Annotated in this window: 17 protein-coding genes; 4 read left to right on the top strand and 13 right to left on the bottom strand. The window is 72.4% G+C overall.

All coding sequences use genetic code 11. The features are described from left to right. Positions 1-43: 43 nt before the first annotated feature. Complete coding sequence (locus tag ACIOGZ_RS33555; protein WP_400988756.1) at positions 44-1,621, bottom strand: DUF4192 family protein; 1,578 nt, start codon at positions 1,619-1,621, stop codon at positions 44-46. 228 nt (positions 1,622-1,849) lie between these two features. Between ACIOGZ_RS33555 and ACIOGZ_RS33550 the strand changes: the two genes are divergently transcribed. After that, a complete protein-coding gene (locus tag ACIOGZ_RS33550; RefSeq protein WP_363630335.1) occupies positions 1,850-4,045 on the top strand; it encodes a RecQ family ATP-dependent DNA helicase in 2,196 nt (731 codons plus the stop codon). A gap of 359 nt (positions 4,046-4,404) precedes the next feature. Continuing rightward, the gene (locus ACIOGZ_RS33545; RefSeq protein ID WP_363584530.1) at positions 4,405-5,103 is read left to right on the top strand and encodes a hypothetical protein; all 699 of its coding nucleotides are present in this window, start codon (positions 4,405-4,407) and stop codon (positions 5,101-5,103) included. Positions 5,104-5,358: 255 nt separating this feature from the next. Here ACIOGZ_RS33545 and ACIOGZ_RS33540 read toward each other — a convergent pair whose 3' ends face one another. The 3 genes from ACIOGZ_RS33540 to ACIOGZ_RS33530 form a co-directional block, all read right to left on the bottom strand. Continuing rightward, a complete protein-coding gene (locus ACIOGZ_RS33540) occupies positions 5,359-6,036 on the bottom strand; it encodes a hypothetical protein (protein WP_363584532.1) in 678 nt (225 codons plus the stop codon). A 99-nt stretch (positions 6,037-6,135) separates the two neighbouring features. Further along, complete coding sequence (locus tag ACIOGZ_RS33535) at positions 6,136-6,834, bottom strand: ribonuclease HII (protein WP_363584534.1); 699 nt, start codon at positions 6,832-6,834, stop codon at positions 6,136-6,138. Positions 6,835-6,959: 125 nt separating this feature from the next. Beyond that, entirely contained in the window at positions 6,960-7,511 is a 552-nt protein-coding gene (locus tag ACIOGZ_RS33530; RefSeq protein WP_363584536.1) for a TetR/AcrR family transcriptional regulator, read from the bottom strand. Positions 7,512-7,877: 366 nt separating this feature from the next. Between ACIOGZ_RS33530 and ACIOGZ_RS33525 the strand changes: the two genes are divergently transcribed. Next, positions 7,878-9,425: an MFS transporter gene (locus tag ACIOGZ_RS33525; RefSeq protein WP_400808539.1), complete on the top strand. Its 1,548-nt coding sequence runs from the start codon at positions 7,878-7,880 to the stop codon at positions 9,423-9,425. Positions 9,426-9,567: 142 nt separating this feature from the next. Here the strand turns inward: ACIOGZ_RS33525 and ACIOGZ_RS33520 are convergent, their stop codons facing one another. The 9 genes from ACIOGZ_RS33520 to nrdR all read right to left on the bottom strand — a co-directional run bounded on the left by ACIOGZ_RS33520 (position 9,568) and on the right by nrdR (position 20,748). Continuing rightward, entirely contained in the window at positions 9,568-11,079 is a 1,512-nt protein-coding gene (locus ACIOGZ_RS33520) for a DUF4153 domain-containing protein (RefSeq protein WP_400988754.1), read from the bottom strand. Positions 11,080-11,375: 296 nt separating this feature from the next. Further along, positions 11,376-12,323 (bottom strand): carbohydrate ABC transporter permease, encoded by a 948-nt coding sequence (locus tag ACIOGZ_RS33515; protein ID WP_350880131.1) that lies wholly within the window; start codon positions 12,321-12,323, stop codon positions 11,376-11,378. Then, positions 12,320-13,342 (bottom strand): sugar ABC transporter permease, encoded by a 1,023-nt coding sequence (locus ACIOGZ_RS33510; RefSeq protein ID WP_363630341.1) that lies wholly within the window; start codon positions 13,340-13,342, stop codon positions 12,320-12,322. The genes ACIOGZ_RS33515 and ACIOGZ_RS33510 overlap by 4 nt, the downstream gene beginning before the upstream one ends. A gap of 209 nt (positions 13,343-13,551) precedes the next feature. After that, positions 13,552-14,895, bottom strand: coding sequence for an ABC transporter substrate-binding protein (locus ACIOGZ_RS33505; protein WP_400988753.1), 1,344 nt, complete (start codon positions 14,893-14,895; stop codon positions 13,552-13,554). Positions 14,896-15,374: 479 nt separating this feature from the next. Then, positions 15,375-15,938, bottom strand: coding sequence for a Clp protease N-terminal domain-containing protein (locus ACIOGZ_RS33500; protein ID WP_363584546.1), 564 nt, complete (start codon positions 15,936-15,938; stop codon positions 15,375-15,377). A gap of 3 nt (positions 15,939-15,941) precedes the next feature. Then, positions 15,942-16,178, bottom strand: coding sequence for an RNA polymerase subunit sigma-70 (locus tag ACIOGZ_RS33495; protein ID WP_363584548.1), 237 nt, complete (start codon positions 16,176-16,178; stop codon positions 15,942-15,944). A 48-nt stretch (positions 16,179-16,226) separates the two neighbouring features. Continuing rightward, entirely contained in the window at positions 16,227-16,991 is a 765-nt protein-coding gene (locus ACIOGZ_RS33490) for an SDR family oxidoreductase (protein ID WP_400988752.1), read from the bottom strand. 173 nt (positions 16,992-17,164) lie between these two features. Next, the gene (locus ACIOGZ_RS33485; RefSeq protein WP_400988750.1) at positions 17,165-20,047 is read right to left on the bottom strand and encodes a vitamin B12-dependent ribonucleotide reductase; all 2,883 of its coding nucleotides are present in this window, start codon (positions 20,045-20,047) and stop codon (positions 17,165-17,167) included. Positions 20,048-20,250: 203 nt separating this feature from the next. Next, positions 20,251-20,748: a transcriptional regulator NrdR gene (nrdR, locus tag ACIOGZ_RS33480; protein WP_063349343.1), complete on the bottom strand. Its 498-nt coding sequence runs from the start codon at positions 20,746-20,748 to the stop codon at positions 20,251-20,253. A gap of 452 nt (positions 20,749-21,200) precedes the next feature. On the opposite strand from nrdR, the gene lexA reads away from it, so the two are divergent. Next, positions 21,201-21,986 (top strand): transcriptional repressor LexA, encoded by a 786-nt coding sequence (lexA, locus tag ACIOGZ_RS33475; RefSeq protein ID WP_371522837.1) that lies wholly within the window; start codon positions 21,201-21,203, stop codon positions 21,984-21,986. Positions 21,987-22,084 lie beyond the last annotated feature (98 nt).

Raw genomic sequence — 22,084 nt, 5'->3', positions numbered from 1 at the left:
GGCGGCGAGGCTCCGGACGGCCCCTGACGGACGCCCGGCGAGGTCAGCGCGCATGGTGGGCTCCCCTCGCCGCCCGACGGACGCCCCGGCACCGGTGGCGCCCGACGGCCGACGGTGCGGCGGCCGCCCGGGACACCGCTGTCCGGCCGAGCCGCAGACCCCGGGCGGACCGCTGCCGGGGCACCGGAGCGCACCCGGGCACCGGTAGCAGGGCGAGCGGGCCCGGACCGTCCGGACGCGGAGCCGGCTCGGCGGGGCCGGCCGGGCCGACGGGGCCGTGCTCGGCCGCCGCCGCTGTGGCCTGAGCCGCCTTCGAGGCCTTCCGGCGGGCGGGCCGGCGGCGGCGTGAGGCCCCCGCCGGCCCGGGCAGCCCCGACGACCCACCGCGGCCGGCCTGGTTACCACCCGGGCCCTCGGTGGGCGCCGGCCCCGGTTCGCCACCGGGCGCCGGCACGGGCCCACCCGCCTCGCGCCGCCGACGCTGCGCCTCGACCGCCGCGAGCAGCGCGTCGGGCGTCATACCGTCGTTCAACGACTCGTACAGCAGCTCGGCCAGCAGGTAGGACGGGTCGAGCCGGAGGACGTGGCCCAGCACGACGCGGGCCGTCGCGGTGTCCCCCGCCACCCAGGAGGCCCAGGCCAGCAGGGTGAGCGGGGCCACCGCACAGCCCTCGTAGGGCGACACGGCGCGCCGGGCGAGGAAGCGCCAGAGCCGCTCGGCGGGCGCGAGCTCGGCGGGCCGGGCGTACTCGACTCCGCGATCCCGGGTGAGGCGGTCCCGCAGGGCGACCAGCAGCCGGGCCGCCCGCTCCTCGTCGAGCTCCCGGGCCCCGGCCGCGAACTCGGCGAAGGCCTGGTCGAGCAGGTCGGCACCCTGCTCCTGGACGGACGCGCCCCCGGAGCCCCCAGCGCCGTCAGCGCCGTTGGCGGCCTCAGCGGCCTCGGCCCGGGCGAGCGCCGCGCGCTGGGCGTCCGCCCCCGGCGGGCCGATCGGGGCCAGCCCGCCGATGATCGCCTTCCGGCTGCCACGCGGCGCGAGGCCGGCGAACGCCGCGGCGGCGGCCGCCGGGCCCGGGCCGGGGGCACGGCGGATCGGGTTGCCCGCCGGATCGCAGCACCCGGCGCGGCGACAGAGGAAGGACCACCAGCGGCCGTCCGAGACGCAGAGCGACTCTTTGACGGCCACCCCCCTGCGCCCGAAGGCCGCGCGGAGGTCGCCCGCCAGCGGCCGCAGGCCGTCCACCACCGGAGGGGCGTGCGCCGTGGTCCGATCCTGGCAGAGGTAGAGGAGCACTTGGACCGGCCGCTCGCCGTGCCTCTCGGAGAGGGCGACCAGCAGGGCGGCCGTCTCCTCCGCCGCAGCCGGCCACTGCTCGGGCGACTCCGGGACGTCCGCCCGGATCACTCCGCCCTGGTGCAGGTCGGGGCCCTGGAGGCCGACCGCGACGATGCTGTCGTCGGGGTAGAACCCCAGGAGGTAGGGCAGCAGCTCGGCCATGTCGGCCGGGCCGCGCATGGTGACCGGCCGGTGGCCGGAGGACGGGCCGAGGGTCAGGGTGACGCGCTCGTTGTTCATGACGCTCCCGTTGTTCATGACGCTCCGGTTGTTCGCGGCGTTCATGACCGGAAGCGTGACGCAATCCGAGAGACACACCGGATTTTTCTCTTTTCCTGTGGATAACCCCGCCCTCGTTTTCCGCTTCCCTCATTCGGAGCACACCGCGCCCACTCCCCCGGGTGATTAGTCGGCGGCCGTTCAGCTGAGGAGCTGATGAAATACATCCGGCCTCCACCTCTCCGCAGCCCCGGCATTCGCCCCATGTCAGCGGCTCGGGGTTACATGGACGCCATGCAGCAGTCCGAGAACCACACCACCGCTACCGCCGACCGCGCCGAGGTCCGGGCGCGGGCCGAGGCCGTCCTGCGCGAGCTCGCCGGGCCCGGTGCCGCCCTGCGCGAGGACCAGTGGACGGCCATCGAGGCCCTCGTGGTCGACCACCGCCGCGCCCTGGTCGTGCAGCGCACCGGCTGGGGGAAGTCCGCGGTCTACTTCATCTCCACCGCCCTGCTCCGGGCCCGGGGCGCCGGGCCGACGGTGATCGTCTCCCCGCTGCTCGCCCTGATGCGCAACCAGGTCGAGTCGGCGGCCCGGGCCGGCATCCACGCCCGGACCATCAACTCGGCCAACACCGACGAGTGGGACGAGATCCAGGCCGAGGTCTCCGCCGGGAAGGTCGACGTCCTGCTGGTCAGCCCCGAGCGGCTGAACAACCCCGACTTCCGCGACCAGGTGCTGCCCAAGCTCGCCGCCTCCACCGGCCTGCTCGTGGTCGACGAGGCCCACTGCATCTCGGACTGGGGCCACGACTTCCGCCCCGACTACCGCCGGCTGCGCACGATGCTCGCCGAGCTCCCGCCCGGCGTCCCGGTGCTGGCCACCACCGCCACCGCCAACGCCCGGGTCACCGCGGACGTCGCCGAGCAGCTCGGCACCGGCAGCACCGACGAGCACGCCCTGGTGCTGCGCGGACCCCTCGACCGGGAGAGCCTCACCCTGGGCGTGCTGCCCCTGCCCGACCCGGCGCACCGGCTGGCCTGGCTCGCCGACCACCTCGACCGGCTGCCGGGCTCGGGCATCGTCTACACCCTGACGGTGGCCGCCACCGAGGAGGTGACGGCCTTCCTCCGCGAGCGGGGCTTCCCGGTGGCCTCCTACTCCGGCCGCACCGAGGACGCCGAGCGCCGCACCGCCGAGGCCGACCTGCTGGCCAACCGGGTCAAGGCGCTGGTCGCCACCTCCGCGCTGGGCATGGGCTTCGACAAGCCCGACCTGGGCTTCGTGGTGCACCTGGGCTCGCCCAGCTCGCCGATCGCCTACTACCAGCAGGTCGGCCGGGCCGGGCGCGGCGTCGACCGGGCCGAGGTGCTGCTGCTGCCCGGGCGCGAGGACGAGGCGATCTGGCGCTACTTCGCCTCGCTGGCCTTCCCGCCGGAGGAACAGGTGCGCCGCACCATCGACGCACTGGCCGAGGCCGGCCGCCCGCTGTCCACCGCCGCGCTGGAGCCCCGGGTGGACCTGCGCCGCACCCGGCTGGAGACCATGCTCAAGGTGCTCGACGTGGACGGCGCCGTCCGCCGGGTCAAGGGCGGCTGGACGGCCACCGGGCAGAGCTGGGCGTACGACACCGCCCGGTACGCCAAGGTCGCGGCCTCCCGCGAGGCCGAACAGCGGGCGATGCGCGAGTACGCGGCGACCACCGGCTGCCGGATGGAGTTCCTGCGCCGCCAGCTGGACGACGAGCAGGCCCGTCCGTGCGGCCGGTGCGACAACTGCGCGGGGCCGCTGCACACCACCGAGGTCTCCGCCGAGGCGCTGGACGCGGCCCGGGCCGCCCTCGGCCGCCCGGGCATCAGCTTCGAGCCTCGCCGGCTCTGGCCCACCGGGATGGACTCCCTCGGCGTGCCCCTCAAGGGCCGGATCCCGGCGGGCGAGCAGGCCGAGAACGGGCGGGCGCTCGGCCGGCTGTCCGACATCGGCTGGGGCAACCGGCTGCGCACCCTGCTGGCCGACCAGGCCCCGGACGTACCGGTCCCCGGAGAGGCCGTGGACGCCCTGGTCGCGGTGCTCGCCGACTGGGCCCGCGGCCCCGGCGGCTGGGCCGGGCCCGCGACGGCGGACGGCGCCCGGTTGGAGCGGCCGGTCGGCGTGGTGGTCATGGCCTCCTCGACCCGCCCCCAGCTGGTGGGCAGCCTCGGTGCGCGGATCGCCGAGATCGGCCGGCTGCCGCTGCTCGGCCGGATCGAGTACGCCGACGGTCGGCCCCCGCACGGCGCGCGCAGCAACAGCGCCCAGCGACTGCACTCGCTGGCCGGCGCACTGACGCTGCCGCCGGAGGTGGCGCAGGCGGTGGCCGAGGCCGGCGGGCCGGTGCTGCTGGTGGACGACCTCGTCGACTCGGGCTGGACGGTCACCGTGGCCGCCAGGCTGCTGCGCCGTGCCGGGGCGAGCGCGGTGTTGCCCCTGGTGCTGGCCGTGCAGGGGTGACCGGGCGGCAGCGGGCCGCCACTCCACCCATCACTCGAATGGCCTAACGAAGGGAGAAGGCAGCCCACTCGCGAACACGCGGGACGCCGGAGCGGGGAAAGGAGTGGTCACCGTGCCGATAGCGGTTCACCGGACCCCGCACACGGTCTGGATCAAGGTCCAACGCCGCCCGAACGACGCTCGGAACACGGTGGAACATATCCGGCGGAACGTGGGCTTTCGGGTGGCGTTCATCGTTTCATCGTTGCCGCTCCACCCCGGATACCGCGAGAATTGGCGCGTACCCGAAACCCTGTCCGCTGGACCCGGCCTTCGGCGTACCCACGTACCCGCGTGCCAGTGGGTCAGGAAGGAGGATCGTGATCAACGGTATCGGCCGAGGTCAGCATCCCCTCGCCCGGAGTTCGGCGCCCAGACGGCTGCTGGACCTGGAGACCTGGACCGCCTCGGGGATCCCGTTGCTGCGCGACCCGCGCGAGTTCGTCGTGGAACTGCACCAGCGCCACCTGCCCCAGCCGGGCACGGTCGTGATCGCCGTCCTCAATGCGCTGCACCACGTGTCCGCCTCGGCCTCGTTCACGCCCTGGCCACACGACACCGACGGCTGGCAGCACCGCAACGCCGTGCTCACGCACCTGCGCCAGATCACCCCGCACGACCTGCGGCTGGCCGAACCGACCCGCACGGCCGTGCTGTTGCGCTGCCGCGAGGGCGCACCCGGCTGGACCGAACAGGACGGCGCCTGGATGTGGGCGCTGCGGGACGCGGCCGTCCTGCACGGCCTGCGCTGCGGCTCGTACATCGGGCTCACCCCGGCGGGCTGGCACGTCCTCGGGGACGGCCGGAGCGGACGCGATCCGCACGCGGGCTCGTGGGCGGACGGGGTGGTGCACACCGTCACGGAACTGCCGCCGCGCTCGGCGCTGGACGCCCCGCGCGGCCAGCGCGCCCGGCACCAGGCGGCCGAACGGGCCCAGCACGCCCGGCAGTCCGAGCACCCGTGGCCCCCGGCGCGGGTCGCCGCCGTCCAGCCGGCCCGGCGCACCGGCACCTGCTGACCCCACTGGTCCCGCCGACACCCACGGGCCGCGGCCACGGGCGACGCCACGATCGCAGACGATGCCACGGCCGGAGCCGACCCCAAGGCCCGACAGCCGACACCAGGACCAGGCACGGGCGCGAGACCAGGCACGGGCGCGAGACCAGCCACGGGTCGGCCCGCGCCCCGGACCGTACGCCCTCGCCGCCACCGGGGCACGACGGACCCGGGCCCGGCACCGTACGGCGCCGGGCCCGGGGTGGCTCCGTCGTGGTCAGGCGCCGATCGAACGGCCGGGCGCGGTTCCGGCCGCCCCGGTGGCGACCGGGCCGGCGTCACCGCAGACCACGAGCAGCGCGGTCGTGTGGCCGAGCGCCTTGGCGTGGGCCTCGGCGGCCCGGACGGCCGTCCCGCCGTTGACCACCAGGACGACCACCTCCCGGTGCACCGGGCGGGTCAGCGCGACGTCCGCGTAGAACACGTCGCCGCCCTCGGCGAGCTGCGCCCAGTAGCGCTCCTCACCGAAGGAGAGTTCGTGCTGCTGCCACGGGTGCGCCTCGCCGACCGTCAGCACCAGGATGTCGCCCGGGTCGCGGCCGGCGTCCAGCAGTCGGTCGACCGCGGCGTCCGCGCGTTCCAGCGCCCGCGCCGGGGTGGCGGCGACGCGCTGGATCTCGACCTGCGGTTCGGCGCCGCCCGAACGGCGCTGCGCCGGCGAGGGCTTGGGGATCAGTCGTGGCGAACCGGAACGGTCGGCGCGCGGGGGTGCCGGGCGCGGCGGTGCCGGACGGGGGCCGGGCACCGGAACGGCGGCGACGGTGGTGGGTGCGGTGGAAGAAGCGCCGCCGTTGGCAGGCGCGCGGAGGGCTTGTGCGTCCGACTCGCGGGGGAAGGGAACGCCGGGGCCCGGGAGGCTCTCGTGAATCTCCGACTCCTCGGGGAAGACAGGCATACCCGGATATCTATCAAATGCCGCTCGAACACGCACGCGCACCCCACCCATTGGGCACCGCACACCCACCGCCCCACCCAGGCAATTCCAGACGGACCGTCAGAAACCGAGCGTCAACTGTTCGTCGGCGGAGCCTTCGACCGCACCCGCGACGTCCCGGACGCGCTTCAGGTGCCGCCACTTCGGCAGCGCGTCCAGGTATGCCCAGGAGAGCCGGTGATGCCCGGTGGGGCCGAACTCCTCCAGCGCGGCGCGGTGCACCGGGGACGGGTAGCCGGCGTTGTCCGCGAAGCCGTATTCCGGGCATTCCTCGCCGAGTTCGGCCATCAGCCCGTCGCGGTGGACCTTGGCGAGCACCGAGGCGGCGGAGACGCAGATGCAGGACTGGTCACCCTTGATCACCGTGCGCACCCGCCAGGGGCCGCCCAGGTAGTCGTGCTTGCCGTCCAGGATCACCGCGTCGGGCTCGACCGGCAGCGCCTCCAACGCGCGGACGGCGGCCAGCCGCAGCGCCGCCGTCATGCCGAGTTCGTCGCACTCCTGCGGCGAGGCATGGCCGAGCGCGTAGGCGGTGACCCAGTCGGCGAGGACCGGGGCGAGCGCGCGGCGGCGCAGTTCGGTGAGCAGCTTGGAGTCGGTCAGCCCCTCCGGAGCCTTGCGCAGGCCGGTGACGGCCGCGCCCACGGTGACCGGGCCGGCCCAGGCGCCGCGCCCGACCTCGTCCAGGCCGACGACGATCTTGGCGCCGGCCCGGCGGAGCGAGCGCTCGACGGAGTGCGTCGGCGGGACGATGGGCATCGCGAGTTCCGTTCGGCGGAGGGGCAGCCCGTTCAGCTGGGCAGCATCCAGCCTAAGCCCCGCCGCTCAGCCGCCCGGGCCGGCTGCCGACAGCCCCGCCCGCGGAGCCACAGCAGCGGCCGCACTCAGGCGCGGATCAGCGGGTACAGCACCTCGTCCAGCAGCCGGGCCCCGAAGTCCGGCCCCGTGTTCTCCCGGCCGCAGATCTTCACCTGGTAGAGCAGCATCGCCGGGACGACGTCCGCGACCAGCGCGGTGGCCGCGCCGGGCCGGACGTCGCCGCGGTCGGCGCCGCGGCGCAGGATCGCCAGGATGGTCTCCTTGGTCGGCTCGATCACCCGCTGGCCGATGAAGTCCTTGAACACCTCGGCCCGTTCATGGTCGATCTCGCCCATCAGCGTCTGGATCGCGGCGCCCGTCGGGGAGTTCATCGCGCCCATGAACACCTCGATGAGCTGCCGCAATTCGAGATCCGCGGACCCGAGGTCGGGGGTGTCGTAGGGGCGTGGGAGAGTGGCGTCCAGGGCGTCGATGACCAGTTCGTCCTTGGACGCCCAGCGCCGGTAGAGCGCGGCCTTCCCGGTCCGCGCCGCGCCGGCGACGCCTTCCATCGTCAGCCGCGCGTATCCGCCGGAGGTGAGCTGGTCGATCGTGGCCTCGAAGATCGCGTTCTCCAACTCCTTCCCCCGGCGCCGCACCGGCCGCGTGAGGGCCTCGCGGGCGACCCGCATCGGGCAGTGAGCCGCCGGCTCGGGCATCGCCCCCGGTCGCGCCGCGGGTGACGGGGGCGCGTCCGCCGCCGCAAGCGGTCGGGCGCCCGCCCGACCGGTCGCCCGGTCCGCCGTCAGACGCCGCACCAACCGATCCATCGCCACCATCCTTAGGGAACGCTTGCGTTCACAATCAGGCCCAGGATATCGTCCACATTAGTGAACGATCCCGTTCCTTCCTAGCCCGCGCCAGACCGTGGGCTCACGCCGGACCAGTCGGTCCGCAGCGTACGAAGCACGCAGCCAGGCACATAGCCAGCAGGGGGCACAATCGTGGCTATCTCCGACACGATCAGCAAGAACTCACCACCACAGAGCAGTCGGGGCCGGGGCAAGGGCATCACCCTGACCGTCATCGCGGCCACGCAGTTGATGGTGGTGCTCGACGCCACCATCGTGAACATCGCGTTGCCGCAGATCAGGGACGCACTGAACTTCTCGACCACCAACCTGTCGTGGGTCATCAACGCCTACACGCTGACCTTCGGCGGGCTGCTGCTGCTCGGCGGGCGCGCGGGCGACATCCTCGGCCGCCGCCGGGTGTTCATCTTCGGGACCCTGCTGTTCGGCTTCGCCTCCCTGCTGGGCGGCTTCGCCCAGGACGGCGGGATGCTGCTGGCCGCCCGCGCGCTCCAGGGCATCGGCGGCGCGATCTGCTCACCGACGGCATTCGCCCTGATCGCCACCAACTTCGAGGAAGGGCCGGAACGCAACAAGGCGTTCGGCGTCTTCTCGGCGGTGGCCGGGTCCGGTGCCGCGATCGGCCTGCTGGCCGGCGGTCTGCTCACCGAGTACCTGGACTGGCGCTGGGTCTTCTTCGTCAACGTGCCGATCGCGGCGCTGATCGCGCTCGCCGCACCGCGCTACATCGCCGAGTCCGAGCGCCACGCGGGCCGCTTCGACCTGCCGGGCGCACTCACCTCGACGCTCGGCCTGGTCGGCCTGGTCTACGGGTTCATCCGGGCCGCCTCGGACGGCTGGTCGGACAGCATCACGCTCGGTTCCTTCGCGGGCGGTGTGCTGCTGCTCGCCGCGTTCGTCGTGATCGAGAACCGCACCGACCAGCCGATCACCCCGCTGCACCTGCTCGCCAACCGCAACCGCACCGGCGGCCTGGTGATGATGCTCTGCCTGGCCGCGGCCATGTTCGGCATCTTCTTCTACATCACGCTCTTCGTGCAGGGCCCGCTCGGCTACAGCCCGCTGAAGGCCGGCGTGTCCTTCCTCCCGATCAGCGTGTCGATCATCATCGCCGCGCAGCTCGCCTCCAGCCTCCAGGCCAAGTACGGCCCGAAGCCGTTCATGGCGGGCGGCGCCCTGCTGGTCACCGTCGGCCTCACCTGGCTGACCCAGATGAGCAAGGACAGCGGCTACCTGGACGGGGTGCTCGGCCCCACGGTCATCTTCGGCTTCGGCATGGGCCTGATCTTCGTCCCGGTGATGCTGCTCGCGGTCGCGGGCGTCCCCGGCCAGGAGACCGGTGCCGCATCCGGCCTGCTGAACTCCATGCAGCAGATCGGCGGTTCGCTCGGCCTGTCGATCCTGACCACGGTCTTCGCGCACTACGCCACCGCCGAGGGCAAGCTCCAGCAGCCGAAGTTCCTCCAGTCGGCCACTCCGGACCAGCTGGCCTACCTCCAGCAGCACCACGAGTTCCCGAAGGGCACCGACGCCGCCAACTCGGTCCTCACCCAGGGGATTTCGCACGGCTTCATCGTGGGCGCCGTACTCGCCGGGCTGGCGCTGGTGGTCTCGGTCTTCGTGATCAAGGCCAAGGCCAGCGACCTGCCGAGCGGGGCCTCCGGCGTCGCGATGCACTGAGCCCGACCAGGGCGCACCGCACCACACCGGGCCGACCGGGAGCAGCACGCTCCCGGCCGGCCCGGCCGCGTTTCCCGGCCGCGTTTCCGGGCCGCACACCAGCCCCGCCCCAAACGCACGCCCCCCGAGACAGGCGCAGGCGTCAGGGCCAGAGGTCCTGGTACCTCATCCCGGCCCGCTCGCAGGAGGTGCGCCCCTCCTCCAGCTGGTCCACCAGCGGCCGTTGCGCCAGGATCTCCCGGGCCCGGGCGGCGGAGGCGCTGGTCGCGTACCAGGGCTGTCCGGGGTGGTTCTCCAGCCCGGCGCGGATCAACTGCAACGCGCAGGTCCGCTGGGCGGCGGGGAGCCGGTCCAGGGCGGGGGCGGCGTCCGGCGAGAGGTCGCGGACGTTGCGCAGGTCGATCCGGGAGGTCCGCTCGAAGCGGGCGACGTTCTGCTCGGCGATGATCGCGTCCGGGCCCATCAGCCCGTACACCGCCGCCGCGAGCATGCCGCTGAGGACGACGACGCGGGGCAGCCAGCCCGCCGAGCGGGTCAGCCCGGCGGTGATCAGCAGCAGCAGGACGGCGCCGAGCCAGCCCTCGACCACCAGCACCCAGAGCCGCAGCCTGGTCAGTCCGGAGGCGTCGACGTAGAACCACATCCGGCCGAGCGCCGAGGCGACCACGACCAGGGCGAGCACGCAGAGCGCGCCGAGCAGGATCCGCGCCACCCGGCGGTCGGCGGGCGTGCTGCGCGGGGCCCAGCGCTTGGCGACCGCCACCACGACCAGGGTGAGCGCGGTGATCACGCTCAGCTGCCAGAAGCCCTGCCGGGCGTACTCGGAGCGGCTCATCCCGGTGTTGCGCAGGACGGCGTCGGCGCCACCGAGCACCACCAGGGCCTGGATCACCGCGAAGGCGCCGAACATCAGGTTGAGCGCGACCAGCGGCAGCGCCCACTCCAGCCGGCGGCGGGCCCGGCCCGGCCGGACGACCGTACGGTCCCAGCGGCGGGGCCCGGCCGCGATGTGGGCGAAGCCCAGGGCGGTGAACGCCCCCAGTGCGAACAGCACCGCGCGCAGCGGGAGCCCGCCGAGGTCGAGGCTGGGGCTGAGGCTGCCCAGCAGGTCCGCCATGGCGGCGTCCGCACCGGCGAACAGCAGGCCGAAGACGGTCAGCAGGACGGCGGCGACCGCGAGCGCCTTGAGCACCGGGACGATCCGGCCCCGGTGGGGCAGGCTCCGGCCGCGCAGCCCGTCCCTCAGCCAGAGCGCGCCGGGCGGCAGCTGCCAGAGGACGGCGGGCAGGGGGAGCAGGACGCCCGCCCAGCGGCGGCCGCCGTGCAGCGCGAGCGAGGCCAGGCCGAGCGCGCACCCGATGGACAGCGTCACCGGCCAGCCCGCCTCCCAGAGCGCCGGGACGGCGAGCAGGGCGACGGCGAGCAGGCTCCACACCACCGTCCAGGGCCGGATCCGGCGGCCCGCCGACCGGGCGGCGAGACCGGCCGCGGCAGCGGTGGCCCCGGCGCAGATCAGCAGGTTGACGCCCACCCCGTCGAACAGCAGCCAGGCCGTCAGCAGGCCGGTGAGCAGCGCCAGGAGGAGGACCCGGGGCGTGGCGGCCGCCCTGCGCTCGGGGTCGCTCGGACGCAGCCACCCGTGGTGCGGCGGCACGGTTACGCCGGACCCCCAATGGGGGCTGGGCGGCGTCGCGGGTCCGGGCTCGGGTGGCAGGTCGGCCGGGGCGGGCGTGGACGGGCCGGACATGAGTCCCCCTCGGTGGTCGGCGGGCATGCGGAAGCCGCCCTTGGGGCAGTCCGCCGTCGGGCGCGCTCGGCGCCGCGGCTGCAGCCGACTGTAGACCATTCTGAACAGGTTCAAAACTCAGTTCTGAACAAGTTCAGAACTCTTGGCCCGCCTTCCCGCCACCGCTCCCGCAGCCCTCCCGCAGCCCCTCCGCCACCCCTCCGTTACCCCTTCACCGACCCCGCCAGCAAGCCCCGGACGAAGTACCGCTGCAAGCTGAAGAAGACGATCAGCGGGACGATGATCGACAGGAACGCCCCGGCCGTCAGCAGCTCCCACCGCCCGCCGAAGGACCCGGACAGCTGCGCCAGCCGGACCGTCATCGGCGCCACCTCCGGCGTGCCGCCCGCGAAGGTCAGCGCGACCAGCAGGTCGTTCCAGACCCACAGGAACTGGAAGATCGCGAACGAGGCCAGCGCCGGGGTGCACAGCGGCAGCACGATCGAACGGAAGATCTTGAAGTGCGAGGCCCCGTCCACCACCGCCGCCTCCATCAGGTCCCGCGGCAGCTGGGCGATGAAGTTGTGCAGCAGGAACACCGCCAGCGGCAGCGCGAACATGGTGTGCGCCAGCCACACCGGCGCGTAGCTGCCCTTCAGGTCCACCGCCGGGATCAACGTCAGCGACCCCAGGTGCGCGCCGCCGGAGAAGAGCCGCAGCAGCGGGATCAGCGCCATCTGGATCGGCACCACCTGGAGCGCGAACACCCCGAAGAACACCGTGTCGCTCCCCCGGAACCGCACCCAGGCCAGCCCGTACGCCGCCATCGCCGCCAGCACCAGCGGGAACAGGGTGGCCGGGACGCTGATCGCCAGCGAGTTCACCAGGAACGGCATCAGCCCGGTGGAGACGCCGGAGCCGCCCTCGAACAGCACCGTGTGGTAGTTGCCCAGGCCCAGGTCCGGGTGGAGGAAGGCGTTCCACCAGCCGTTCGCCGTCACGTCCTGCTTGGGGCGCAGCGAGGTCACCAGCAGGCCCACCGTCGGGATCGTCCACAGGACGGTCACCGCGATCACGAAGACCGAGGCCAGCGGGCTGCTGAAGGCCTTCCGGACCGGGCTGCCGTGCGGCGCGCTCATCGCGCGGGCCGGCCTGTCGTGCGGTGCGCTCATCGGACCCCACGCTCCTTCCGCAGCTGGACGATGTTGTAGGCCACCAACGGCAGCACGGCGAGGAAGAGGATCACCGCGAGGGCACTGCCCCGCCCGGTGTCGAACTGCACGAAGGACTGCGAGTACATCTCGTTGGCCAGCACCTGGGTGCCGAAGTTGCCGCCGGTCATGGTGCGGACGATGTCGAAGGCCTTCAGCGTGATGATCATGATGGTGGTCAGCACCACCACCACCGTGGTGCGGATCATCGGCACCGTGACGTACCAGAACAGCCGCACCCCCTGCGCGCCGTCCAGCCGGGCCGCCTCGGTGACCTCGTCGGGGATCGCCTTGATCGCCGCCGACAGCACCACCAGCGCGAAGCCCGTCTGCACCCAGACCATCACCGCCATCAGCAGGAAGGTGTTCAGCGGCTGCGAGAGCATCCAGTTCGGCGGGTCGTCCCAGCCCACCGCGATGGCGAGTTGGCTCAGCAGGCCGATCTGCGACTGGCCCGGTCCGCGCGACTCGTAGACGAACTTGAAGATGATCGAGGCGCCGACCAGCGAGATCGCCATCGGCATGAAGATCAGCGACTTGTACACCGCCTGGCCGCGCATCCGGTCCACCAGCAGCGCCAGCACCAGGCCCAGGCCGGTCGCCGCCAACGGCGCGACCACCAGCCAGAGCAGCGTGTTGACCAGCACCTTCTGCACCGAGTCGGTGGTGAACGCCCAGCCGAAGTTCTCGCCGCCGACGAACCCGCTGCCGTCGGCGTTCTGCAGGCTCAGATAGACCGTGCGGATCAGCGGCACGACCAGGCCCACCAGCAGCAGCACCGCGGCCGGGCCGAGGAACACCACCACCGACAGCGGGCGGGAGAGTCGGCCCCGGGCCCGGCCCGCGGCGAAGAAGACCAGCAGCAGGATGCCGAGGAAGCCCGCGACGGCGCCGAGGCTGTTGCCGAACTTGACCGCCGCGTCGCCCCAGGAGCCGGTGGCGAGCGCGGTGGCCGGTGAAGGGGTTCCGGGTACGGACATGACGGTGCGTCCCTCCTGTTCTGGTGGGAAGGGGCGGGCGGTGCGGGTGGGTGGCCCCGCACCGCCCTCGACAGGTGGTCCTGAACGGCGCACAGCCGGGCCCGGCACGAGTCCGGCCGGGCGCCCACTGCAGCCAGGCGCCCACTGCGGCCGAGTACCCACCACGGCCAGGCGCCCACTGGGGGCGTGCGCCTCGTACGGGCGGGCGGCTACTGCGGCCAGGCGGCGTCGATGTCGGCGGCGGTCTTCTGGATCGACTGCCCCTCGGCGAACCAGGCGGTCAGCGACTTCCACTCCTGCCCGGAACCGATGGCGGCCGGCATCAGGTCGGAGCCGTCGAAGCGGAAGGTCGCCGCCGGGTCGGTCAGCGCGTCCGCCGACAGCCGGTCGATCGGGTCGGTGTACAGGCTCTTGTCCACGCCCTGGTTGGCCGAGACCCAGCCCGTCGCGGTCTTCACCCGGCTGCTCGCCCAGTCCGAGCTGGACAGGTAGTTCTGCACCGCCTGCACCTCGGGCCGGCCGGAGAAGGCGGCCAGGAACTCGCCGCCGCCCTCGACCGGGTTGGGGATCGCCGGGTTCACCGCGGGCAGGTGGAAGGCGAACACGTCGCCGTCCGGGCCGACCTTGGTGCCCTTGGGCCACTGCGCCTCGTAGAACGACGCCTGCTGGAGCATGGCGCACTTGCCGGTGAGAACCGGCGCGCCCGCGTCCTGGAAGGTGGTGGTGGCGATCGACTTGACGTCGCCGTAACCGCCGTTGACCCAGGCCGGGTTCTGCATCCAGCCGGCGACGGTCTTCATCGCCGTGGTGATCTTCTCGTCGGAGAACTTCACCTGGTGGCCGACCCACTGGTCGTACACGTCACCGCCGTACGTGCCGAGCACCACCTCCTCCAGCCAGTCGGTGGCCGGCCAGCCGGTGGCCGTGCCCGAGGCGATGCCGCCGCACCAGGGCTTGGCGCCACCGGACTTGGCGATCCGGTCGCTGAGCGCCATCAGGTCCGCCCAGGTCTTCGGCACCTCGTAGCCGCCCGCCTTGAAGGCCTTCGGCGAGTACCAGACCAGCGACTTCATGTTGGCGCTCATCGGCGCCGCGTAGAAGGTGCCGTTGACCGAGCCGTAGGTCTTCCAGATCGGACTCCACCGGTCCTCGTTGGTGACCGTCTGGGCGGGTGGCTTGACCACCTTGCCGCTCTTCACCATCTGCGCCAGCAGGCCCGGCTGCGGGATGATCGCGAAGTCCGGGGCGTTGCCGCCGGCCACCCGGACCGGCAGCTGGGACTCGAAGTCGTTCGATCCCTCGTAACTGATCTTGATGCCGGTGCACTTGGCGAACTCGGCCCAGGACTTCTCCAGGTTGTCCGACTCCGGACTGAGGATCGAGGCGAACATCGTCACCGTGGTGCCCGAATGCCCGGCGTACGGCTGGTACTTGGCACAGTCGCCGGACAGCGACGGGACCGCCGCGTCACCCCCGCCGCCCGAACCGCCGGAGCTGTTGGAACAGGCCGCGGTCAGGGCCAGCGCCGCGAGCAGGGCGGGTACGACGGCCAAGCGGCGGCCGGAACCGCGATGACCGGAACTCCTGGACGGCGCGGTCGGGTTGAGGGTCAATGCGGTCCTCCTCGCCAGGGCGTGCTGCCGACGGTGGGCTGAACAACATCGCGCTGTACCGGAGACGGGCGTGCAGAGATCGCGAGCGGGCGACGGACGAACCGATCCGATGACGTTAACGCAGCCGCCAGCCGCCGCCAAGGTCCACGTCGACCTTCATCCGTCGACACCCCGACCGAGAGCTCCGCCCCCGCTCGACAGCACGACGGCCCCGCCCGGAAACCCGGACGGGGCCAAGCATCTTGACCGACTGTCAGTACGGCCGGACCGGCAGCACCTCGATCGCCGTAGTGGCGATCACCTCGGCGGCCTCCTGAGCCGGGAAGGGGCAGCCGTGCTCGCCGTACGGGTAGCTCAGGCGCGCCCGGTCGCCCCCGGCCGGGCGGCCGTCCGGCCCGCGCGCCGCCGAACCCGCCGGTTCACGCCAGCACCCCCTCGACAGCCCGCCGGACGGCCTGCGGATCCAGTCCGTGATCGACGATCACCCGGGCGCCGAAGCCGTCCCCCTCCCGGAGGACCCCCAGCAGCAGGTGCCCGACCGCGATCTGACCGGACTTGAGCCGCAGCGATTCGCGCAGCGACAGCTCCAGCGCCTTCTTCGCCCGGGCACTGAACGGACTCCGGCCCGCCCTCGAATCCAACCTGAACCAGCCCCGCCGCTTCGGCTCCTCCTCGGCCGGCGCGTCCAGCGCGCCCTCACCGAAGGCCGATTCGACCGCGGCCCGGACGGCGTCCAGGTCCACTCCGATCGAGGCCAGCGCCTGCGTGTCGTCCCCCGGCCCGAGCAGCCGGACCACTGCCCGCCGGGCGGCCCCGTGGTCCAGCCCCAGCCCGATCAGGACGCCGGCGGCCGGGTCGTCCGGCCGGGCCAGGATCGCCAGCAGCAGGTGCTCCGTCCCGATGCGGTCGTGCCGCAGCTCCCCGGCCTCCTGCTGGGCCGCAGCCACCACCTGCCGCGCCGGGTCGGTGAAACGCTCGAACATCGTTCAGCCTCCGTCCTGGTCCTTGCCGGGCCCGCGCCGGGCGTACTTCTTGTGCACCGCCTGCCTGGTGACCCCGAGGCAAACCGCGATGTCCTGCCAGGACCAGCCCCGCGACCGGGCGTTGCCCACCTGCAGGCCTTCCAGGCGGTCCGCCAGGTCGCGCAGCGCGCGGACCGCCCGGAGCCCGACCGCGGGGTCACGGCTGCTCGCCGCGGCCGCGAGTTCTCCGCTCTCACTCATGGTGTCAACTGTGGTTGACAGTTGCGGCGATGTCAACCCTGGTTGACATCAGTGGTCGCCGAACCGCTCCGCCAGCACCTCCTCGAAGGTCCCCCGGCCCACCTTCCGCTCCGGGGTGAGGTTCCCGCCCGCCCGCAGCGCCCGCCCCGAGGCCCCCGGCACCCGCACCGGCAGCAGCACCCGCCGCCGACCCGACGCCCGCAGGTAGGCCTCGGCCAGCTCCCGGTACGGCCGCACCCGCGGCCCGCCCACCTCCGGCGCGTACCCGGCCGGCCCCTCCCGCACCAGCTCCGCCACCCGCACGGCCACCTCCCGCACGTCCACCGGCTGGACCCACGCCCCGCCCGGCACCGGGAACACCGGCAGCCGCGCCGACACGTCGAAGATCCTCAGCAACAGGTCGTGGAACTGCGTCGCCCGCAGCACCGTCCACCCCAGCCCCGACTCCCGCACCACCCGCTCACAGGCGAGCTTCGCCCGGTAGTACGGGATCGGCACCCGGTCGACCCCGACGATCGACACGTACAGCAGGTGCCGCACCCCCGCCCTCCCGGCCTCCGCCACCAGCGTCCGGACCGCGGCCACGTCCTTCCGCCCCACCGTGGTCGCGCAGTCCACCACCACCTCGACCCCTGCCACCGCCCCGGCGACCCCCTCCCCGGTCACCAGGTCCCCGACCACCCACTCGACCCCCGCGCCCCCGCTCCGCACCCGCCGGCTCAACCCCCGCACCGCCACCCCGCGCGCGACCAGCAGCCGCACCACCTCCCGTCCCAGAACCCCCGTCGCCCCGGTCACCAACACCGTCCCCATCACCACACCACTCCTCCCGCCGAACGCCGTCACCCCTACCGACCGCCCACCGCCCCCATCCGTGACATCGGCGTCCGCGAAGTGCCCGGACAAACGAGAAGAGGCGGGGCGAGGACGTGAAGTCCTCGCCCCGCCTCAGCGGTGGCTCACCCGTGCGGGGTCGGTACCGGCTGTCAGCTGCAGCCGCTGGTGGAGCCGCAGCCCTCGCAGAGGTAGCAGCTGCCGGCGCGGCGCATCTTGGTTCCGCAGGAGAAGCAGAGCGGGGCGTCGGCGTTGAGGCCGAGCTGGATCTCGATCAGCTCCGTGGAGTTGTGGGCCTGTGCCGGGGAGGCCTTGGGGGCCTTGGGCGCCTCGACGGCGGGGGCCGGGGTGGCGACCACCGGCGCCGACTGGGCGAGCGACTCGGTGTCGAGCTCCTCGGCCTCCAGCGGCTCGTAGGAGCCCGTGTCCAGGTGGCGCTGGCGCTCCTCGACGGAGTGGATGCCGAGCGCCGAACGGGTCTCGAACGGCAGGAAGTCGAGCGCCAGGCGACGGAAGATGTAGTCGACGATCGACTGCGCCATCCGCACGTCCGGGTCGTCGGTCAGACCGGCCGGCTCGAAGCGCATGTTGGTGAACTTCGAGACGTAGGTCTCCAGCGGCACGCCGTACTGCAGGCCGACCGAGACGGCGATGGAAAAGGCGTCCATCATGCCCGCGAGGGTCGAGCCCTGCTTGGACATCTTGAGGAAGACCTCGCCGAGGCCGTCGTCCGGGTAGGAGTTGGCGGTCATGTAGCCCTCGGCGCCACCGACCGTGAAGGAGGTGGTGATGCCCGGGCGGCCCTTGGGCAGGCGCTTGCGGACCGGGCGGTACTCGACGACCTTCTCGACCGCGGCGGCCGGGGCCTCCTCGGCCTTGGCCTCGGAGTCCTTCTTCTTGGCCGAGAGCGGCTGGCCGACCTTCGAGTTTTCGCGGTAGATGGCGAGCGCCTTGACGCCCATCTTCCACGCCTCGAAGTAGATCTCCTCGATGTCCTCGATGGTCGCGGAGGCCGGCATGTTCACGGTCTTGGAGATCGCACCGGAGATCCAGGGCTGGATCGCGGCCATCATCCGGACGTGGCCCATGGCCGAGATGACCCGCTCGCCCATCGCGCAGTCGAAGACCTCGTAGTGCTCGGCCTTGAGGCCCGGGGCGTCCACCACGTTGCCGTGCTCGGCGATGTGGGCGACGACCGCCTCGATCTGCTCGTCCTGGTAGCCGAGGCGCTTGAGGGCGCGCGGCACGGTGCCGTTGACGATCTGCATCGAGCCGCCGCCGACGAGCTTCTTGAACTTGACGAGCGCCAGGTCCGGCTCGACGCCGGTGGTGTCGCAGTCCATCATCAGGCCGATGGTGCCGGTGGGGGCGAGCACCGAGGCCTGGGCGTTGCGGAAACCGTTCTGCGCGCCGATCCGCAGGACGTCCTGCCAGGTGTCGTTGGCCACGGCCCAGACCGGGGCGTCCAGGTCGTCGAGCGAGACGGCGGCGAGCGAGGCGTCCGCGTGCTGCTTCATGACCAGCTGGTGCGGGGCGGCGTTGCGGGCGTAGCCGTCGTACGGGCCGACGACGCCGGCGAGTTCGGCGCCGCGGCGGTAGGCGGTGCCGGTCATCAGCGAGGTGATGGCGCCGGCCAGGGCGCGGCCGCCCTCGCTGTCGTAGGCGTGGCCGGTGGCCATCAGCAGGGCGCCGAGGTTGGCGTAACCGACGCCGAGCTGGCGGTAGGCGCGGGTGGTCTCGCCGATCTTCTCGGTGGGGAAGTCGGCGAAGCAGATGGAGATGTCCATCGCGGTGATGACCAGCTCGACGACCTTGGCGAAGGTCTCCGCGTCGAAGGAGTCGTCATCGCGCAGGAACTTCATCAGGTTCAGCGAGGCGAGGTTGCAGCTGGAGTTGTCCAGGTGCATGTACTCGGAGCAGGGGTTGGACGCGTTGATGCGGCCGGACTCCGGGCAGGTGTGCCAGTGGTTGATGGTGGAGTCGTACTGGATTCCGGGGTCGGCGCAGGCCCAGGCGGCCTCGGCCATCTTGCGGAACAGCTCCTTGGCGTCGACGGTCTCGATGACCTCGCCGGTCATCCGGGCGCGCAGGCCGAATTCGGTGCCGTTCTCGACGGCGGTCATGAATTCGTCGGAGACGCGGACGGAGTTGTTGGCGTTCTGGTACTGGACGGAGGTGATGTCGTCGCCACCGAGGTCCATGTCGAAGCCGGCGTCGCGCAGGGCGCGGATCTTCTCCTCCTCCTTCACCTTGGTCTCGATGAAGGCCTCGACGTCGGGGTGGTCGACGTCGAGCACGACCATCTTCGCCGCGCGGCGGGTGGCGCCGCCGGACTTGATGGTGCCGGCGGAGGCGTCGGCGCCGCGCATGAAGGAGACCGGGCCGGAGGCGTTGCCGCCGGAGGACAGCAGTTCCTTCGAGGAGCGGATGCGGGAGAGGTTGAGGCCGGCGCCGGAGCCGCCCTTGAAGATCATGCCCTCTTCCTTGTACCAGTCGAGGATCGACTCCATGGAGTCGTCGACGGACAGGATGAAGCAGGCGCTGACCTGCTGGGGCTGCTTGGTGCCGACGTTGAACCAGACCGGCGAGTTGAAGCTGAACACCTGGTGGAGGAGGGCGTGCGTCAGCTCGTGCTCGAAGATCTCGGCGTCGTCCTTGGTGGCGAAGTAGCCGTGCTTCTCGCCGGCGGCGCGGTAGGTGAGCACCACGCGGTCGATGATCTGCTTGAGGCTCCACTCGCGCTGGGGAGTGCCGACGGCGCCGCGGAAGTACTTGGACGTGACGATGTTGACGGCGTTGACCGACCAGAAGTCGGGGAACTCGACGCCGCGCTGCTCGAAGTTGATGGACCCGTCGCGCCAGTTGGTCATGACGACGTCGCGGCGCTCCCAGCGCACCTCGTCGTACGGGTGCACGCCAGGAGTGGTGTAGATGCGCCCGATCCGCAGACCGCCCTTGGGCGCCTTGCCGCCGCCCTTGGCCGTGGTCTTGTCGGACTTCGACCCGCGTGCGGAACCGCTCGTGGTGTCTGTCACTTCTTCCTCCTCCTGGGCAAACGCCCGAGGTGCCCCGAAAAGTCCGGGCACCGCTGGTTCGTTCTTCCGGTGTGCGGGCAGGCGGAGACCTCGCCTGCTTGCGCACGGTTTGTTGTGTTCTGTGCCCTTTTTTCGGGCATGCGTGGGCCCCGTGGGACCCGTGGTGCAGCAAGGCCCGCCAGGGGGCCGGGTGCCGGCGCCTCCTAGGGCGCGGCGGCGGCGACGGGCACGCAGGTGCCGTCCGCCTCGGGGACGGGCCGTTCGGCGCGGAGTTCCGCGATGGCGGCCTCGAAGTCTTCCAGTCCGTCGTACGCCTGGTACACGCTGGCGAAGCGCAGGAAGGCGACCACGTCGAGCTCCTTGAGCGGGCCGAGTATGGCCAGCCCGACGTCGTGGGTGGTCAGCTCGGCGTTGCCGGTGGCGCGCACGCACTCCTCGACCCGCTGGCCGAGCTGGGCGAGGGCGTCCTCGGTGACCGGGCGGCCCTGACAGGCCTTGCGGACGCCGGTGATGACCTTCTCCCGGGAGAAGGGTTCGGTGACCCCGCTGCGCTTGATGACCATCAGCGCGGCCGTCTCCACGGTGGTGAAGCGGCGGCCGCAGTCCGGGCACTGCCGACGACGGCGGATCGAGCTGCCGTCCTCATTGGTCCGGCTGTCGACAACACGGCTGTCGGAGTGCCGGCAGAAGGGGCAGTGCACCTGAGGATCCCTCCCTGGCAGGACGTGCGGACCTGTTGAGTCTATGCGATGCGACCCCGGCCTCGGCAAGCTGATCATGCGCCGCAACCACTAGTACTGGGCACGGAGAGGACTGTAGCCACTAGATGTAGGTCTCCGGGGGAAGCGCCACCCCTGGCGTGTCGGCACCGATTAGACTGCCGAAGTCGAGATCCGATCGAACATTTACTCGATGCACAACCTTGATGTACAGCAAAGCCTTGATCGAGTCAGCCAACTCTCGAATAATTCACTCGAACGTGTGTTTGGCGCAACCTTTCGATAGGAGGGGCGTTGGGCTGGAAAAGGGGAGAGGACAGCCGTCGAGAGGGGCCGCCGTGAACACCATCGAAAGCAACACCATCCCGGTGCAGGAACACTCCCAGTTCAAGGTGGGGCAGCGCACCACGAATCAGCAGAGCGTGGACATCAGCATGGACCGTAGCGAAGACCAGCGCCTCTCCGGCCCGGCCCTTTCCAGCACGGGCCGCGTTCCCGACCAGCCGATCGAACACTCCCCCGCGCTCGACGACGCCCACCAGGCGCCCACCCGCGCGCTGCCCGGCCGCCCCCCCGGCATCCGCACCGACGAGGCCGGTCTCACCGAGCGCCAGCGCCGCGTGATCGAGGTCATCCGGGACTCCGTCCAGCGCCGCGGCTACCCGCCGTCCATGCGCGAGATCGGCCAGGCCGTCGGCCTGTCCAGCACCTCCTCGGTCGCCCACCAGCTGATGGCCCTGGAGCGCAAGGGCTTCCTGCGCCGCGACCCGCACCGCCCGCGCGCCTACGAGGTCCGCGGCGTCGAGGTGGCCCGCCCGAACACCGCCGAGACGGCCGGCCGGCCGTCCACCTCGTACGTGCCGCTGGTCGGCCGGATCGCCGCCGGCGGCCCGATCCTGGCCGAGCAGACGGTCGAGGACGTCTTCCCGCTGCCCCGCCAGCTGGTCGGCGAGGGCGAGCTGTTCGCGCTCACCGTGCGCGGCGACTCGATGATCGAGGCGGCCATCTGCGACGGCGACTGGGTCACCGTGCGCCGGCAGCCGGTCGCCGAGAACGGCGACATCGTGGCCGCGATGATCGACGGCGAGGCCACGGTCAAGCGGCTCAAGCGCGAGGACGGCCGGATCTGGCTGATGCCGCACAACCCGGCGTACGAGCCGATCAACGGCGACAACGCCACCATCCTGGGCAAGGTGGTCGCGGTCCTGCGCCGCCTCTGACGCCTCGCGCGCACCCAGCGGGAAGGGGCTCCACCGCGCGGTCGCGGGGAGCCCCTCCGGCGTCTCCGGGGCTTCCGGGCCCCGCCTCGGCCCCGGGG

The sequence above is a fragment of the Kitasatospora sp. NPDC088160 genome, assembly GCF_044741445.1.
GTDB lineage: Bacteria > Actinomycetota > Actinomycetes > Streptomycetales > Streptomycetaceae > Kitasatospora.
The sequence above is the reverse complement of the archived record's forward strand: the minus strand, read 5'-3'. Positions and strand labels throughout refer to the sequence as shown.